Source organism: Clostridium swellfunianum (genome assembly GCF_023656515.1).
GTDB lineage: Bacteria > Bacillota > Clostridia > Clostridiales > Clostridiaceae > Clostridium_AT > Clostridium_AT swellfunianum.
Genome location: NZ_JAMOFV010000006.1, coordinates 1,935,103 through 1,952,279 on the forward strand (window position 1 = coordinate 1,935,103; position 17,177 = coordinate 1,952,279).

Annotated in this window: 17 protein-coding genes and 1 tRNA gene; 14 read left to right on the plus strand and 4 right to left on the minus strand. The window is 32.6% G+C overall.

The window, feature by feature from the left end; all coding sequences use genetic code 11:
• Nucleotides 1-30: 30 nt before the first annotated feature.
• The 3 genes from NBE98_RS08845 to NBE98_RS08855 all read right to left on the minus strand — a co-directional run bounded on the left by NBE98_RS08845 (nt 31) and on the right by NBE98_RS08855 (nt 6,791).
• Nucleotides 31-1,299, minus strand: a complete 1,269-nt coding sequence (locus NBE98_RS08845) for a lactate/malate family dehydrogenase (RefSeq protein ID WP_250814586.1) — start codon at nt 1,297-1,299, stop codon at nt 31-33.
• A complete protein-coding gene (locus NBE98_RS08850) occupies nt 1,296-6,185 on the minus strand; it encodes a cytidyltransferase (RefSeq protein WP_250814587.1) in 4,890 nt (1,629 codons plus the stop codon). The genes NBE98_RS08845 and NBE98_RS08850 overlap by 4 nt, the downstream gene beginning before the upstream one ends.
• A gap of 105 nt (nt 6,186-6,290) precedes the next feature.
• On the minus strand, nt 6,291-6,791 hold the full coding sequence (locus NBE98_RS08855; RefSeq protein WP_250814588.1) for a DUF4883 family protein: 501 nt from the start codon (nt 6,789-6,791) through the stop codon (nt 6,291-6,293).
• 406 nt (nt 6,792-7,197) lie between these two features.
• Here NBE98_RS08855 and NBE98_RS08860 point away from each other — a divergent pair, with 406 nt between their 5' ends.
• From NBE98_RS08860 to NBE98_RS08885, 8 genes are all read left to right on the plus strand, one after another.
• Nucleotides 7,198-7,347, plus strand: coding sequence for a hypothetical protein (locus NBE98_RS08860; protein ID WP_250814589.1), 150 nt, complete (start codon nt 7,198-7,200; stop codon nt 7,345-7,347).
• Between the two features lie 15 nt (nt 7,348-7,362).
• On the plus strand, nt 7,363-7,515 hold the full coding sequence (locus NBE98_RS08865; protein ID WP_250814590.1) for a hypothetical protein: 153 nt from the start codon (nt 7,363-7,365) through the stop codon (nt 7,513-7,515).
• A 113-nt stretch (nt 7,516-7,628) separates the two neighbouring features.
• Complete coding sequence (locus NBE98_RS08870; protein WP_250814591.1) at nt 7,629-8,033, plus strand: hypothetical protein; 405 nt, start codon at nt 7,629-7,631, stop codon at nt 8,031-8,033.
• Nucleotides 8,034-8,093: 60 nt separating this feature from the next.
• Entirely contained in the window at nt 8,094-8,255 is a 162-nt protein-coding gene (locus NBE98_RS08875; RefSeq protein ID WP_250814592.1) for a hypothetical protein, read from the plus strand.
• A gap of 93 nt (nt 8,256-8,348) precedes the next feature.
• Entirely contained in the window at nt 8,349-8,480 is a 132-nt protein-coding gene (locus tag NBE98_RS22415; RefSeq protein WP_284703614.1) for a CPC_1213 family protein, read from the plus strand.
• A gap of 76 nt (nt 8,481-8,556) precedes the next feature.
• Complete coding sequence (locus NBE98_RS08880; RefSeq protein ID WP_250814593.1) at nt 8,557-8,697, plus strand: hypothetical protein; 141 nt, start codon at nt 8,557-8,559, stop codon at nt 8,695-8,697.
• On the plus strand, nt 8,690-8,824 hold the full coding sequence (locus tag NBE98_RS22420; protein WP_284703615.1) for a hypothetical protein: 135 nt from the start codon (nt 8,690-8,692) through the stop codon (nt 8,822-8,824). Before NBE98_RS08880 ends, NBE98_RS22420 begins: the two co-directional genes overlap by 8 nt.
• A 14-nt stretch (nt 8,825-8,838) precedes the next feature.
• On the plus strand, nt 8,839-9,105 hold the full coding sequence (locus NBE98_RS08885) for a hypothetical protein (protein ID WP_250814594.1): 267 nt from the start codon (nt 8,839-8,841) through the stop codon (nt 9,103-9,105).
• A gap of 222 nt (nt 9,106-9,327) precedes the next feature.
• Here NBE98_RS08885 and NBE98_RS08890 read toward each other — a convergent pair.
• A tRNA-Leu gene (locus tag NBE98_RS08890) sits at nt 9,328-9,413 on the minus strand.
• Nucleotides 9,414-9,565: 152 nt separating this feature from the next.
• On the opposite strand from NBE98_RS08890, the gene glsA reads away from it, so the two are divergent.
• The 6 genes from glsA (at nt 9,566) to NBE98_RS08920 (ending at nt 16,447) form a co-directional block, all read left to right on the plus strand.
• Nucleotides 9,566-10,483, plus strand: coding sequence for a glutaminase A (gene glsA / locus NBE98_RS08895; protein WP_250814595.1), 918 nt, complete (start codon nt 9,566-9,568; stop codon nt 10,481-10,483).
• A 153-nt stretch (nt 10,484-10,636) separates the two neighbouring features.
• The gene (aroC, locus tag NBE98_RS08900) at nt 10,637-11,782 is read left to right on the plus strand and encodes a chorismate synthase (protein WP_250814596.1); all 1,146 of its coding nucleotides are present in this window, start codon (nt 10,637-10,639) and stop codon (nt 11,780-11,782) included.
• A gap of 13 nt (nt 11,783-11,795) precedes the next feature.
• Nucleotides 11,796-14,426, plus strand: a complete 2,631-nt coding sequence (gene polA / locus NBE98_RS08905) for a DNA polymerase I (protein ID WP_250814597.1) — start codon at nt 11,796-11,798, stop codon at nt 14,424-14,426.
• Nucleotides 14,427-14,447: 21 nt separating this feature from the next.
• Entirely contained in the window at nt 14,448-15,056 is a 609-nt protein-coding gene (coaE, locus tag NBE98_RS08910; protein ID WP_250814598.1) for a dephospho-CoA kinase, read from the plus strand.
• Complete coding sequence (locus tag NBE98_RS08915; protein ID WP_250814599.1) at nt 15,053-15,610, plus strand: lytic transglycosylase domain-containing protein; 558 nt, start codon at nt 15,053-15,055, stop codon at nt 15,608-15,610. Before coaE ends, NBE98_RS08915 begins: the two co-directional genes overlap by 4 nt.
• Nucleotides 15,611-15,724: 114 nt before the next feature.
• Nucleotides 15,725-16,447, plus strand: coding sequence for a hypothetical protein (locus tag NBE98_RS08920; protein ID WP_250814600.1), 723 nt, complete (start codon nt 15,725-15,727; stop codon nt 16,445-16,447).
• Nucleotides 16,448-17,177 lie beyond the last annotated feature (730 nt).

Consider the following 17,177-nt stretch of genomic DNA (forward strand, 5'->3'; position numbering starts at 1 on the left):
TTTTGACGTATTAAAAAATACCATTAATATCTATAAACTATTATGAAATATCGGCTTATCATACCAATCGGAAAGATAATTGTAGGTGTCTTGAAGCTTCTTATAAAGATTTTCCGGAAAATCGTATGTTTCAAGCTCTATACCTGAAGATAGAAGTCTATTTCGAGAGCCCATAAAAACTCCTCCCACTGAGGTTGCACTGTAATGCCAATTTCCTTTGAAGGTTTCTATAAAAGAGAACACTCCAGAGGAAAAAGCTGGGGCAATATATGGCTTAAAACCAAATGTTCGAACGTCTAAGTTTGCATTTTTTGTTCTAATAGTAAGATAATCTGAAAGCTCTTCGTTGTAGTTTTCTATGCTGTCTGCAACTATAACACCTTCTCCATGAGGACCAAAGCATCTACCTTCCTTAAGGTATTGATGAGCTCCTTTTTCTTCAGCAAAGTAGGCGGCCCTTCCGTGCATAACGCCAAGACCATAAGCTCTTATTTGTTCAGGAGACAATCCTTTAAAATCCATATGTCCATTTTCATCCATGTTGCTGAAATTGTAAGCTATTTGACTTAATAGATCCACTGGGTCTGACATAACTATAAATAGACCTTTAAAGTTCTTATTTCTTGCCTGCTTTGAATATGCCTTAAGAACTTTTGCATTTCCTTCAAATTGAGCTATTCTAACATCTTCAGGCTCTTTCCCAACCTCGGGCACCCCGACTGATATACAAAAGACAAACATGTCGCAATCAAAAAGTTCCTCTTCAGTTAAAGGATATATTTCGGGATGAAAAAGATTGTCAGCAGGGGATAGAGTTTGACCTGCTTCATACTTCCATCTCTTAATCCTGTTTTTATCAATGTCATATATTCCTATACGAGAAACAAAATCACCAGCTACAAGTCTTAGTCCAGCTGCTAAATTTCCGCCTACATCTCCAAGTCCGATTATGTTAATTCTCCACTTTGTAGGAAATTCTTCCTTGAGAACTTCCTCCCAATTTGGAAATGTTGCATTTATGCACTTCACTTCTCTATGGTTTATTTTTTCTATAAGCCACTTGGGTAAGCTTCCCAGGAAAGCTTCTGATTTTTTTAAAAGCTCCAAACCCTCCTTTTCAAGAAACAAAAGAGAAGGGTGAGTTACGCAAAAACTCCTCCTGCTTCTTCTAGGGTCAATATTAGTTAGCGAGTAGATTACACCTTGACTATTTTTGGCTTCCTCTTCTGTAATTGTTTCATAGCTGTCTCTTGGTATTTTGGATAAAACAGTTTTACCGTTAATTCTGTAGTATATCATGGTTTGCTCCTTTCATTAAAAGAATTGAATATATTTGTAAATCGTGTTAAAAGTTCCAAATCATTCTTTATATAGTGTGAAGGACTTAAGCTTAAATCATAGTCCATGTCTTTTCCCTTATCAGGGCATCTTGGCGCGGTGAATACCTGCCCCAAATTAAGTAGGTTTAAGTTTCTTTCGTGTAGTATATGATATTCATCTTCTAAAACAGAAAGAATATCAAGTGAATTATAAATACATATTTCAGATAAATTATAAATTGCACTATAAGACGAATTTCTTATAAAATCAGGTGAAGTATACGGCAGTATTAGATTAATAGATGGAAGCAGATTTCTTTCTGGAAAGTTTCCTCTCCATAAAGCATCCCCACCTATAAAAGGGTATAAAGTGCTTTCGTTAAACCATAGCTTTAGCCTAGGTATAAAATACACACTATCTACTTCTCTACTTTGTATATCCATTAGATCCTTGCCTCGGCCTGACATGATGCCGCAGAGTATTTTTTCAACTTTTATACCTTCCTTTTTTAGCAAAGGATCTAGAGCTTTCATTCTGTACCCTTTGTGAAGTATGTTGTCAACTAGAATTACAGGTCTATCAAATGATTTTATCAGTTTAACTTGAGTTTCTAAATCAAGATAAAAAGGATATGGCCTTATGCTGAAGTCCTTCATGGATGGTTCAAAAAACTTTTCCGTATGAAGTGCTTTTGTAACTGTATTAGGGATAGCATATCTTTCTAATATGTCTCCGTACGGAACACACATAGCTGAACCTAGGCTCTTTGGAGTAACTGTTTCTGTAGGCACACCATTTTCCTCACATATTTTTCTTATCATAGATTGATGTAGCATTTTGCTATCAAAACTTAATACAAGTTCTCCAGGATATAGTTTAGTCATGGCCACTTGCAATCTTTTTCTTGTAGCTGATATTGAAGCTTTAACCTTAGGATTGCTTCTAAATGGTTCTTTTAATATATTTTCAATATCAAGATTTAGTACGCAGGGTGTGCTCATATCAACTACATAAGTAGGATTTTCTGAATTTGATGAAGAAATTTCAGTGCACCCCTGAAGCTCTAGCAATTCATAGATTGTAGCAGACCAAGGTGTCTTCATCATATTTTTAAAGATTGCAAACTGGTAATCTCTCGCAAGGCAAAATGCCAAGGTTTCAGTTATTATAATCTGCTCTAATGATTTGTATTTATCGCTGTTCTTTACTCCAATTGCGTGAATTAGTATCATTCTACCTAGGCTGGTTTCCCTTATATACTGCGAAACTTTTGTATCCTTAAGTTCGTTATAAAGCATACTGGAGCGTACCCAATGAAACATTGAAAATCCAACTACTTCGTTATTATTTGTAGTATCCCTTAAAAGAACTAATCTCCCTGATGGTTTGCCAAGGGTATCTCCAATAATATCCTCCAACTTATCTTTATTTATCCTTGTAATGTGTGAAATACCTTCAATCACATCTTCTTTAATTTCTTCAACTACCTCAATCTTTAGCCACAAAGAAGCTATAGAGGTTTTTTCCAACGGCTCTCTTTGATAGAAGCCATTTTCGTATATATACTGCTGAGCTAAAGGATCTATGAGGCTTGATATATCCCTGTTTTCATCTATATAATTTCTTATTTGAGTAGAACTTATCTCTAAATATTTTGAAGGTAATGTAATACATTCAATCTTTCCATCTATATTTTTAACCGCCTCATCAAGCTTGTTGTTTTTAATCCTCTCAAATACTATGTGATTGAAGTTGTGTATGCTGTGATCAGACTTTGGTAGCTTGTATGATGATGCATTTAATATTACATCACTTCCTACAGCTATGTAAACCTCTGAACCATCAAAGCTGTCTCTTAGTTTCTTTAAATCAATTGGGTTAGCAATATTTACTGGCATGCCTTGAGGGTATACAAAGATATTAAGTTCATCTGCTATTGACATATTTATAATTTTACGCCTTAAGAGGTTAGGCAAGGTTTTTTTAGACCATGAAAATTCATCTAAGGATAAATATACCTCAAAGCCTTTATCTCTTATAAATTTAGCTATTTCCTTATGGCTTAATGAAAACGGGTCGAAGGTTCCAGGGAAAAAAGCAATATTTTGAGGGATAGGGATATTTAAATCACCGTTAATAAAAGTATAGTTTGAAATAAATCTATATATATGATTTAATGCAGCAGAATTTGCTAAAAACAAAAGTTCCTCTTCCTTCGTATCTGCAACCATAGTCAGTATCTTCTTAGCTATTAGTTTAAATATACTGGATTTATCTTCAATTGTTAATAATCTTGTTCCAAATATATCTTTACCTATCACACTAAAAGCTGTTTGCTTTACTTGCAACTGATAATCCCCAAGACCATTTAAAAGAATTCCTAGCATTGATATTAATCTTTCATTATAGTTTTCTTCGCTCTCATCAAAGCGGCTTTTATAGTCAGTATAGTTTGAAAGGGCTACTCCTATAGTTTTAAGTACTAGAGATTTTACATTGCTACTGGAGTTTTTTATCTTTATTTTAAGATCATCAATAATTTCATTAAGTTCTACAGGTTGAAGCCACATTATAACTTGCCCTATATAATGGGGTATATATTCTGTAAACCTGTTCCCTTCAATTTCAAGTGCTCTTAAAAGCTCGATAGCAACTTCGTTTCTTTCTGCTAATGTAAGCTTAGGCATTATTTTAAATATCGCAGCACCAGCTGTATTTCTTACATTTTCGACTGCACTTACCTTTAAAAGATTGCAAAAGTGAATCGCTGTATGAAGACCGCTAGATTCAACATTATCTAAGGTATACTGTAGTAATAATGATATTTGATTTCGCTTCTTTATCCAATCTGTAGCAGTTTTCAAATTGCTTAAAAAAATGTCAGAAATCTTGTTATCATCAAGTCTGCAATGGTGAAAAAATACTAATGAAGCTTCTTCAAGCTTTAAATACTTTGCAAGATTGTATCTAAGTAAGTTTTCAGAAGGAACGCTGCTCTTTTTACTTTTATTGATTAAATAATGCTTTAGCTGCAAAGAAAAGAAATTATCTTCAGGAATTTTCCTTACAAGCTCCTTTGAAGCCTCTAAAGCGCTGAGTCTTAGAGTATTGTTATGTTTGTTTAGCATTGCCATAACAAAACTAAATAATGTCTTTAAACTGTCTTCTAAGGGTTCAAGCGGAATATCTTTAACAGTTTCAAGCAAAAATACTTGTATTTCGCTGTTTTTAGTAATACCTTCAGAAAAAAAGTTCATAATTATTCTTCTATATCCATCCACGAATTTTCTTTGGCAGTTTTTAAACAGTGAATTAACCATAATACTCATGCAGTAACCAATCCAAAATCGATGAGCAGAAATAACCTTATACCCAGGAGAAATTAAAAGCTGCATATATTCTTCCAATAAATCAAAACTTGTTACAGAAGGTGCTTCAAGTCTTACATTTTCAGGTATTTCCTTTCTATAATCCTCATCATATATTGCTATAAGATTACCTAAAAGCTCAGCACAGTGCCTTCTTATATCATCTTCTGGATGAACTAGGTTTTCATACAGAAACCTAATAGTCTGCAGTTTTTGATTTTGAGTGAGGTAAGTTGAATATTCCTGAAAAACTCTTATATATTCTCTAAAGTTTTTCCAATCCTTTTCACTTCTGGCCTGCTCAAGTATGATATCAAGGGAGTATTCGTCACGAAGTTGGTACATAAGGCTGATGTTATGCTTAATAGCTAAGAATTTTATACTTTGAATTATCTCATACCCCTGGACTAGGGAATAGTTTTGCTTATAGGGATGTAATAATGAAGGGGTGACTTCATTATTAAGCTCTGTTTTAATTCCTAAACTTAAAAGAAAACTCTCAAAATCTTTAAGCTTTTCATAAACTTTTTTATATCGCTTTTCTTTTGCTTCATCCACATTATCTAATTTATCAAAAATTACCTGAAAGGAGTCTTTAAGCGAAAAAATATGCATTTGAACATTCTTGCCGCTGCCTTTATTTTTAACTCTAAAGTCAGAATAAATAAGGATTAAGGATTCAAGTGATAAATTTTCAAGTTCTAGGTCCCAAGTTGAATGATTTAAGGCAATATTCCTTATATAATTTATGTTGTAGTGTTTAAACCACTGATCAGAATAGTAATAGTGAAGATACGGCACCCTTTTTAGCTCTGATGGCCTGCAGCCATACTTGCCAATATCATGACCTGCAGCAGCACCTGAAACTCTTCCTAAGTCAACAGGTAACCCTATAGATTTCATTTGTCTCGCTAAGAATAATGATAGATAGTGAACACCACAAATATGATCTAATGTATTATAACCGTAAACCTCACTATTAAGTTTCATCATTTCGTATGTAAAATTATGTTTAAAAGCCTTTATGAATTTTCTATATTCCTCAGGATGCTCAAGGTTTTCTTCCTCCTCTGAGTTTAAGAAAAATAAAGGATAGAGACTTTGCCAGGTTTTATCCTTAGAGATTTTTTGAGCATCTGACAAGATCCTTAAAACTCTTAGGTATAGTTCGCAGGCTGGTTGAAGACTATCTAATAAAATTATGCTAACTGCCCCAGGAAAAGACTTGTTAAGAGTATACTGATAAATATAGATGAGCCAGTTTTCTGGAGTATTAGGGTAGCTTATTTTATTTAACATATTCTCGCACAACTTTAAAGTTCTTGAACAGCTGTAATCCTTATCTTCTATTATGTTGTTTAGATTATCAATAAAATAGTTGCTTTTAATTGCTTCTTCAATAATATTAAAATCTATGCTTAATCGTTCCAGCCATCTAACGCTTAAAAGTTTTCTTGTAAGTTTACTGTATAGTTTTTGAAAAGTTATGCTATACATGTTTTCCTCCTAGTAGAAATATTTACTAAAATTATATATCTTCAATGATTTTTTTGATAGGGGCAAAATAAAAAAACCTTAAGGCAGTTAACCTTAAGGTGAATTTTACCTTGGTATTAAGTATTTGCATAAACCGCAAAGATTATAAAGAGGCTGTATCCCTTCCATATCTATGTAATCCATTGAGTAATTTCCATCCCATGGATATACTGAAATGTATTTTTCGCTATAGACATTAATAACGTATTTTTCTTTATTAAAGGTAAAGAAAAGTTTATACAAAGGCTTTTCGGGCAAATCTTTCGGCTTTTCAATGAAATTGTTTTTTTTCAGAGCTTTAGTAAAGTTTCTTACAGTATCAATATCTTCAATTGACAAGTCTTTTTCTTTATAAAAATTTGTGTCCATGAGTTTTATTTTAATAGATGATTCCAGTGTGAGATTTTTTGCAAGACTATTCGTATAGTAAAAATTATTTGGTTTCTTTTTAGTTATAGTAAAATTATTTACAGTATAACTACCAATTTTTATTTTGCAGCCTGCTAGTGTAATAGGTATAAACACTAAGAACAAAATAAGAATTATGTATATAATCTTCTTTGTCATCACTTCCCCCTTTCATGGAAACATCTGCAATCCATGATTCAAACTTCATTTATATTGCCTGTTCCTGGACATTAGTATTGCTTCCTGTTTTTCATATTCCTAAAATAAGATATGATTAAAACTTGATCATTATTACTGTTATATATAAGAACAACATTTTGATTTGTAGCAATGTGTATATTCGCATAAAATAATGTGCATTTTTTTATAGTAATGGTAATCAACTACATAGAAAGTATTGAATAAGATGCTGACACTATTATAATATATTGTGCTTATATAAACTCTTCTCATTATAACAACTAGAATAAAAATCAGTTCTAAGGAAAATATAACTTTGAAACGATAGAGGAAATATAAAATGAGTACAGATTAACAGTCTTTACAAAAAGGAGTATAAATCAAAATGAAAAATAAGAAAAAGCAATCAGAAGGCTTAACTCGAAAGAAAAGACTATCAATAAAAGAAGTAATTATGGAGTCTGATGACTTCTGTATTATTAACGAAGAAAAGATTGAAGGCAATGCTTGCAGTACAGTACTAAATAATAATTAGGAGGAATAAGTAATTATGGATAAAAAACAAATTAATGCCTTCGAAAATGTTCAGTATGCAAAATTATCTGAACAGCAGCTCAAAAAACTTAGAGAGTTCGAAAGTAAATTCAATTATGAATTTGGTGTAGATTTTAATATAATGGCCATGAAAAATGAAAATGAATAACAAAGCGAATCATATAAGCTCTGACACTACGTGGAGCTTATATGATTCAAGGATGAAATATTGTAGATTTTGCAGTATAATATAGTCATAGATTATTAAGGTGGTGCACAAAATTGGGACAAGTTATTAAACTGCTTGCTGCTATGGTAAACAACATTCACGACATGCTAATACTTTTATTTAAACATTTTGGTCTTACGCTTACAGATAAGGGTATGCATTTTTGGGTAATTGGAGTAATTGGTATTGTAATCTACTTTTTAACTGACATGGTTTTTAAGTCTCTTGCAAAGTTAAGTATATCTGCACTCTCTTTTATTTATACTTTTACCATTTTATTTGTTATTGTTTTTGCTGTGGAAATACAGCAGAAGATTACTGGTAGAGGAAACATGGAACTCAAGGATGCTACTATTGGGTTAAAAGGTTTCTTGGTTATATTTGGTACTTATTTGTTTATTGTAATTTTTGTTAAGGTAAGTAAATGGACCTATAAAAAAGTTAAAGAGAATTTATAATAGCTGTAGAATTTAAATCTTCCTTTTGGAGAAAATAGAACTGAAAGGATGTGATTAGCTATGTCAAAAAACAAAAAAAAAGTAAATAATGTAGAAGATGGTTATATGGGTGCTTCTGATATAGTTAATGGAACAGCGTCTTTATATAAAATAGAAGAAAAGGAAATGGAGACTGCGCTTGAAGATATATATAAAGAATTAAATATCAATAATGACAAATGATTAAATGGAGCCTTTTGGCTCTTTTTTGTTATTATTTATTAAGCATAAATCATATAGGAGTGGTAAATCTAATTAGTGAAAGGGGAGTTTAATATGCATAGTAAAATGAGAGATACAGTTAATAATAAAAAGCAAGACGATAGGTTTAAGAAGAAAAATATAAAGCATGATCCTCAAGCAGAAAGCTCAAGAGCAGTATTTGATGACCCAGGAATGAAGCATTAAATTTGTGCGCTAAATTATTTTGTATAATAATAAGCTTTAACTGCTTATATATTCTCATATAAAGGAGGCTATAATTATGTCACATAGAGAAACAAAAAAATCCACTAAGAGTGAAAATAAACATCCAGCTAAGCCGGAAATAATTCAAATGGCTGAGATGGAGAAGCATAAAACTGAGGGTTTAATCAGAGGCGAAAGAGGGGATTTTGATGAGTGATAAGGAAAATAATAAAGCAATAAATAAGGAAAATAAGAAAATGGAAACCGGAAGACCAAAAGGTAAGGAAAGCAATAGAGAACTTCCTCCAAAGTTTGAAAATTTCAATGGACAGCCAATAAAATAAAGGGTGGTGGTGTTATGTCAGAAACTACAAATCATCACGAAGAATCAAAACATGAAATGTTGGTGAGAACTTCGATGCAAGGTCGAGAACTTACTAATGACGAAATAAGAAATTATAAAGAATACAGGAATGTAAGCAATATTGCCTATACTAAAGAAACAACAATAAACAAACCTACAATGCAAATTGGTTATAATGAAAATGGTAGTATTAAAGAAGTTGAGATAAGACCTTTTGTTTATGAACTAAACAATAAAAGGGATACTAAAGAGAGGGATTAAAGGAGGTTTTTATTATGACAAAGAAAGAAAATAAGCATAAAGCTAAAAACAAAGAGCCTAATAGAGTGAGCGTTAATGAAGAGAAGGACGATAAAGGTCCAAGACGTAGAAGTTTAAGTAATCCTTATTAAGATTTTTTAGAAATTAGAAAGTTAATAATTTTTTTAGTTTTTAAAGTTGATACAAAAATAAATCCACACAACAAATTGTGTGGATTTATTTTGGTGCCGAAGGCGGGACTCGAACCCGCACGAGTGGATGCTCGCTTGATTTTGAGTCAAGTGCGTCTGCCATTCCGCCACTTCGGCGAATCACATAAACTATATTAGCATATAAGCCAATAACATGCAATACATATTTTAAATTATTAAAAGATATTTTTCTAAGTGCTTTATACTTAAATAATTTAGTGATAAAATATTTCCTGTGTAATCAATTGCAGTGTGCATTGGAGGATAATATGAACAAACTACTTGAAAGCGTTATAGAAAATAATAGACATTGGACACAAAAGGGAAAGTTAGCAACATATATACCTGAGCTTGCTAAAATGAATTCAGACACTCTTGGTGTTTCGATAATAACTCTAGATGGAGAGGAATATTACGGCGGAGACTACGAAACTAAATTTACAATACAAAGCATATCAAAAATAATTACATTAATGCTTGCACTACTGGATAATGGAAGAGAAAGAGTATTTTCTAAGGTTGGTGTTGAACCCACAGCAGACGCGTTTAATTCAATAATAAATTTAGAGACAAAAAGTCCTCAAAAGCCATTAAATCCAATGATAAATGCTGGTGCAATAGCAACAGTTTCCTTAATTTCAGGCAAGGATGGAGAAGATTGCTTTAAAAGAATTTTAAATTTTACAAGGAAAATTACTGGGAATCCAAGTATTAGTATAAATGAAGATGTTTATAAGTCTGAAAAAACTACTGGAGACAGAAACAGATCTCTTGCTTACTTTATGAAAAGCACAGGAGTAATTGAGCAGGATGTAGAACAAGTCTTAGATGTTTACTTTAAGCAGTGCTCTATTGAGGCAACCTGTAAAGATATAGCAAGGATAGGCGCTATGCTTGCAAATGATGGTGTACTTCCTTGGAGTGGAGAGAGAGTGGTTTCTAGAAGTACTGCTATAATGGTTAAGACAATAATGGTTACCTGCGGACTTTATGATGCTTCAGGTCAGTTTGCTGTGGAAGTTGGTATTCCTTCCAAGAGTGGTGTCGGAGGTGGTATACTTGCTGCTGTGCCTAGCCGCATGGGAATTGGAGTTATAGGTCCTGCATTAGACTCAAAAGGCAATAGCATGGGAGGAATTAAGGTTTTAGCTGAGCTTTCGAAAGAGCTTGATTTGAATATATTCTAGATACTGTGAATTTATATAGAGATAGTTAGCACAATAGGATGTATAACTCTAAAATTTACGTTATATTAAAACAAATTCACCATCTTTTATAATGAATAGAGGAAGCCTTAAAGGGCTTCTTTTAATATAAATTAAGAAATAGAGGAGATATTTATGCTTAGGTTTTTAGATGCTGGAGAATCTCATGGAAAAGCTTTAATAGCTATAATCGAAGGCTTGCCATCTAATTTTAATATAGATATGAATTATATAAATAAAGAACTTAAGAGAAGACAAAGAGGCTACGGGAGGGGCTCAAGGATGAGCCTTGAACAGGATAAGGTTGAGTTTTGGTCTGGGCTTAGGGGGATTAAAACTACTGGCAATCCTATAACTATGGTTATATTTAATAGAGATTATGAAAACTGGATAGATATTTTAGGCAACGAAGCAGAGGAAGATAAAAAAATAAAAATTCCACGGCCTGGCCATGGAGACATGGTTGGCTACTTTAAATACGGCACAGGCGATATTAGAGATGTTATTGAAAGAACTTCAGCAAGGGAAACTGCTATAAGAACTGCTGTAGGTGCCTTGTGCAAAAATATGCTTGAAGAACTTGGAATTCTAATAAGAAGCAAGGTAAATAGCATAGGGGAGTTTTATGACGAAGCCGTAAATATGTTTGAGGATGTTAACTATAATTTAATAGAACAAAGCGAAGTTCGATGCTATAATAAAGAAACAGAACAAATAATAAAAAGAGAAATTGATATTTGTAAAGAAAGTGGAAACACTATTGGTGGAAGTATTTTCATATCCGTGAAAGGTATTCCTATTGGTGTAGGGAGCTATACTCAATGGGACAAGAAACTAGATGCAGCATTAAGCTATGCAGTTATGTCAGTTCAGGGAATAAAAGCTGTGGAGTTTGGCAATGGCTTAAATTGTTTTATGAGAGGTAGTGATTTCAATGATGAAATTGCTTACAAGGATGGAAAAATAACGCGAAGCAGTAACAATTCCGGCGGCATAGAAGCAGGTGTGTCTAATGGTGAAAATATAGAATTAAAAGCCTATATGAAACCTATCCCAACTATTAGGAAAAGTATTGGTTCGGTTAATTTAAAAACTAAGGAAAATGTGTTAAACAGATATGAACGCTCTGATGTATGTGGTGTTGTTCCAGCTTCCATAGTTATTGAAAATATATGCGCTTATGAAATATTAAAACAGATATTAACCAAGTTTCCAAGCGATGATTTTAACGAGCTTAGAAAAAATATTTATGACTACAGAAGAGAAGTTTACACAAAGTGATGGAGGATTTTAGATGGTAAAAGAAAGATTAATAATATTAGACGGACATAGTCTTATGAATAGAGCATTTTACGCTCTGCCGCCTCTCACAAATGCTGAAGGACTTCACACAAATGCCTTATACGGATTTACTGCTATGCTTTTTAAAATGCAAGAAGAAATAAAACCTAATTACATAGTTTGTACATTTGATAGAAAGGCTCCTACTTTCAGACATGAGGAATACAAGGACTATAAGGCAGGAAGAAAGAAAATGCCTCCTGAACTAGGAGAGCAATTTCCAGTACTTAAAGAACTTTTAGAGCTTATGTCTATAAATATATTCGAAATAGATGGCTTTGAGGCTGATGACCTTATAGGCACTCTTTCAAAATTTGCAGAGAAAAAGGATATTGAAGTATACATAGTAACAGGAGACAGGGATGCACTTCAGCTGGCTTCAGACAATATAAAGGTTGTTATAACCAAAAAAGGAATGAGCGAAAAAGAAATTTACGATTCCAATAGAATGGTAGAAGAGTTTGGTGTTACCCCTACTCAGTTTATTGATGTAAAAGGACTTATGGGAGATAGCTCTGATAATATCCCTGGAGTGCCAGGAATCGGAGAAAAAACTGCTTATAAACTTATTCAGCAGTATGGAAGTGTAGAAAATGTTCTGCAAAATATTGACAACATATCTGGTGCAAAGATAAAGAATAATCTTATAGAGTACAGAGAACAGGCTATCTTTAGCAAAAAGCTTGCTACGATAATAACCAATGTGCCAATAGACATAGATCTCGATTCTATTAAGTCAAATGAACGATATGATATAACTGCTTTAAGACAAATGTTTTTTAGGCTTCAGTTTAAGTCTCTTTTGGATAAACTTCCTCAAGTGGAGATAAGTGAAACTCCAACAAGCAGGACTGAAGAGGCGCTTGTAGAGTATGAGACGGTAGATACTATAGAGAAACTTAATAAAGCTGCACAAAATATTAAGGAAGAACTTTTCATGTACTTAGAAACAGAGAATCTTCATATATATTCGAAAGCAGATATAAATAGAATTTATATAAATTCGCAAGGTAAATATTATGTGGTCGATTTTAAAAAACTTAAAGAAGAAGATGAAAAGAGTTTAGTAGAAGTCCTAAAACCTATTTTTGAAGATAAAACTTTGATGAAAATTGGACACGATAATAAATCAACCTTTCTTGTTTTTAGAAAGTATGGAATTAAATTGAAAGGAGTTGCGTTTGATACAAAAATTGCAGCTTACCTTATAGACTCATCAAAGGGAGAGTATGAATTAACAACACTTATACAAGAATTGTTAAAAATTGATATAATAGGTGAAGGTGAAGAACTTTACGTTAAGTTTATTACATATCTTCCACAAATTAAAAAAGCTTTAGAAGAGAAAGTGCATGAATTTTCCATGGAAAAGCTTTTTTATGAGGTTGAGCTACCTTTAACAGAAGTCCTTGCTTTTATGGAAACAGAAGGCTTTAAGGTAGATAAAGAAAAACTAGAAGAACTCGGAAAAAAATTTAGGAGTGAAATAGATAAAGTACAAGAGGAAATTTACGAATTAGCTGGCGATGAATTTAATATAGGATCACCAAAACAGCTTGGAAAAATACTATTTGAAAAGCTTGATCTTCCTGTTGTTAAAAAAACTAAGACGGGTTATTCCACAAATGCAGAGGTTTTAGAGGAGCTTTCAGATAAACATCCTATAATAGATAAGATAACTTACTATAGACAGCTTACAAAACTACATTCAACCTATGTAGAAGGCCTTAAGAATGTAATTGATTTTGATAACAAGATTCACTCGAGCCTAAATCAAGCTGTAACTACAACTGGAAGGCTTTCAAGTACGGAGCCAAACCTTCAAAACATACCTATAAAGTATGAAATGGGAAGAGAGATAAGAAAGATTTTTGTATCAAACAACGAAAATAGTGTAATCTTATCAGCGGATTATTCTCAAATCGAGTTAAGAGTGCTTGCACACATAGCTGATGATGAAAACTTAATAGATGCTTTTGTAAACCACAGCGACATTCACACAAAAACTGCTTCTGAGGTGTTCAGAGTTCCGATTGAAGAAGTAACCTCGTTAATGAGAAGCAGAGCAAAAGCAGTTAATTTCGGAATAGTATACGGTATAGGGGATTTTAGTCTTGCGAAAGATATAAAAGTAACTAAAAAAGAAGCAAAAAACTATATAGATGCTTATTTCGAAAGATATCCTAACGTGAAAAAATATATGGAAGACATAGTTAGGGTAGGAGAGGACCAATCCTTTGTTACTACTATTTTGAACAGAAGAAGATACATACCAGAAATCAGTTCATCAAACAAGGTGGTTAAGGCTCTTGGAATAAGACTTGCTATGAATACACCTATTCAAGGAAGTGCAGCAGATATTATAAAGCTTGCTATGGTTAATGTTCATAAGCAACTTACAGAAAGGAATCTTATGAGTACTTTGATCCTTCAGGTTCATGACGAACTTATATTGAATGTTTACAAGAATGAGATTAATGAAGTTCAGGAAATAGTAAAAAAAGAAATGGAACAGGTATTTAACTTAAGAGTGCCTCTTGAGGTCGATATAAATATTGGAGATACCTGGTACGAAGCAAAGTAGATTTTTGATTGTGGTGATATTATGTTAAAGGTAGGATTGACAGGGGGAATCGGCAGCGGGAAAAGCACTGTATCGAATTTATTTTTGCAGCATAATATACCCGTCATTGATGCCGATATTATTTCAAGAGAAATATTTAATATATATCCTGAAGCTAAAACGGAAATAGGACATCAGTTTGGAGAAAATATTTTTGACGAACAGGGCAATTTAAAAAGAAGAGAGCTCGGAAATCTTGTGTTTAAATGCACATCTCTAAGAAAAAAACTCGAAGAAATAACTCTCCCTTTTATAATAAAGGAGATATTTAAAAGAATCGAAGAGTATAATAAAGCTGGGGAAAAAATATGCGTTATCGATGCGCCTACACTTATAGAGGTTAAGCTCCATACCGACATGGATGTCAATATAGTAGTGTGGGTAGACCTTCAAACTCAAATAAGCAGGGTTTTTACCAGAGACAAACTAAGCAATGAAGACATTTTAAATAGGATTAAGGCTCAAATGCCTCTTGATGAGAAGAAAAGTTATGCAAATTTCATTATTGACAACAGAGGAAATTTTGAGAGTACAAAAGAACAATTTGAAGTCGTTTTAAATAAATTATATGAATTTGAGGTAACGATATGAAAACAAAAATTTTTATACGTTCTTTTGTAGTAGTGATTCTAGTGATATTACTTATAAATGCTGGCAAAATCGCTAGACTATACTTTCCTCTATATTACTCCGCGCATATTCAAAACTACTCGCAGAAATATAATTTAAATCCTTATTTAGTTGCTGCTGTGATACGAACTGAAAGTAACTTTAGACCAAAAGCAAAGTCCTCAAAAAACGCATTTGGCCTTATGCAAATAACAACTTCTACTGGAGAATGGGCCGCTAAGGAAATGAAGCTAGAAAACTTTTCAGCCGAGCAACTTCAAGAACCTGAATATAATATAAGAATGGGCTGTTGGTATTTAGATAATCTTAAGAAAGAATTTGACGGAGATATGGATCTAGTTTTAGCAGCTTATAATGGTGGAAGGGGTAACGTACAGAAATGGCTTGCTGACGAGACTCACTCAAAAGATGGTAAAAATCTTCATTATATACCATTTAAAGAAACTGACAAATATGTAAAAAGAGTGAAGGTGTTCTTTAATATATATAAATTTTTATATAGAAACACCTTTTAATTTTAATAGCAATACCTCTGTGAAAACAGAGGTTATTTTTTATGAAACATTTAACACTATTATGAAAGCTTCATATAATGAAGTGATGTAGCTTTTATTTATAGGAGGAAAGTAATGTATACAAACTATCCAACAGAAGACTTTGACAATTATGATTATGAAACAGAGGAGTTCGACGATTGCCAGTACCCAATGATGTGCCCTATGATGATGTACAGAATGGATAAAACAGCGCCAATTCAAATGCCCCAAGTCATTCCCCAATCTATTCAAGAGGTAAAAATTCAACCTGTAATGGATGCAACTACAATTAAACTCAATATACAACCACAGGTTCAGCCCCAGAATTTCGGAGTAAGCATTGAGCCAAATATACAGCCTAACAATATGGAATTAAATATTCAACCTAATATGCAGCCTCAAAGTATGGAACTAAACATTCAGCCTAATATGCAACCTCAAAGTATGGAATTAAATCTTCAACCTAAGATGGAACCAAGTACAATGGAGCTAAATATAAAACCTAAAATGGGTTCAATAGAAATGGAACCTATAACATTACAACTTAAAATACAACCTGTTATGGAACCTACGAAGATGCAACTGCTAGTGCAACCTGTGATTCAGCCGATACAGATGCCTATTATGATGCAGCAACCTATATCGAGCCCACCTTGCAACCATTATCTTAAGTCGAAAAAGAAAAAATCAAAATGCAATGAAAAATGTAATACTAAAGCTTATGATAATATGATGCCTATATCAAATTGCCCAGCAGATAACTTTAGGCCGTACGAAAATGGATTCTTTGAGGAATGTGACGATATATTTATCTAAACTTTAAAAGTAATGATCACTCTTTTTAGGAGTGGTCATTACTTTTATTATCATAACAGACATAAACATAAATTTATTAATAAATCATATAAAGGATGCAAAAAAAACAAATAAAACAAGTCAGTTTATTGCTTATTATAAAATTATCCTACGGTTATGTGCCAAAACTCATTATAGAGGTTATAGGGGCGAATTAAAACATTTCGACCTACTACACCTAATTTGGGAAATAACAGGTTTAGGCAGCTTCTTACGAAGTTGTCTTTTGCAATCCTGTTTTCAAAATTATTATAATGTTAACTTTATTCGCAACAATAATAAATAAAAAACAAAACTTATGCTATACAATTTGGAATTATAGTTCAAAACATGATATAAGTATAAATTTATACTAGAAATTTAAATTTATAGCTTTTATTACACTAACTTCGCGTTTTCATACTTCGCTAAATGTATATTTAGCGAAATTGTCTTTACTAACGAAATATAATAGGGTATAATTAGATTATGGATGGAGGTTTTACTATGGTTAACAGATATTGCTCAGTATCCTATGATATCACCGTGAAGACTAGAATTGATAATACCCAATTGGAGCCTGAAGAAAAGGAAACAATAAACATTTTAAAATACGAACTTAAAAATAAGTTGTATTCATCAGTAATTGAAGACTTTTATAAGCTTTATAAAAATAATTATACCACATCCCAGATAGCTAAACTTTTCAATG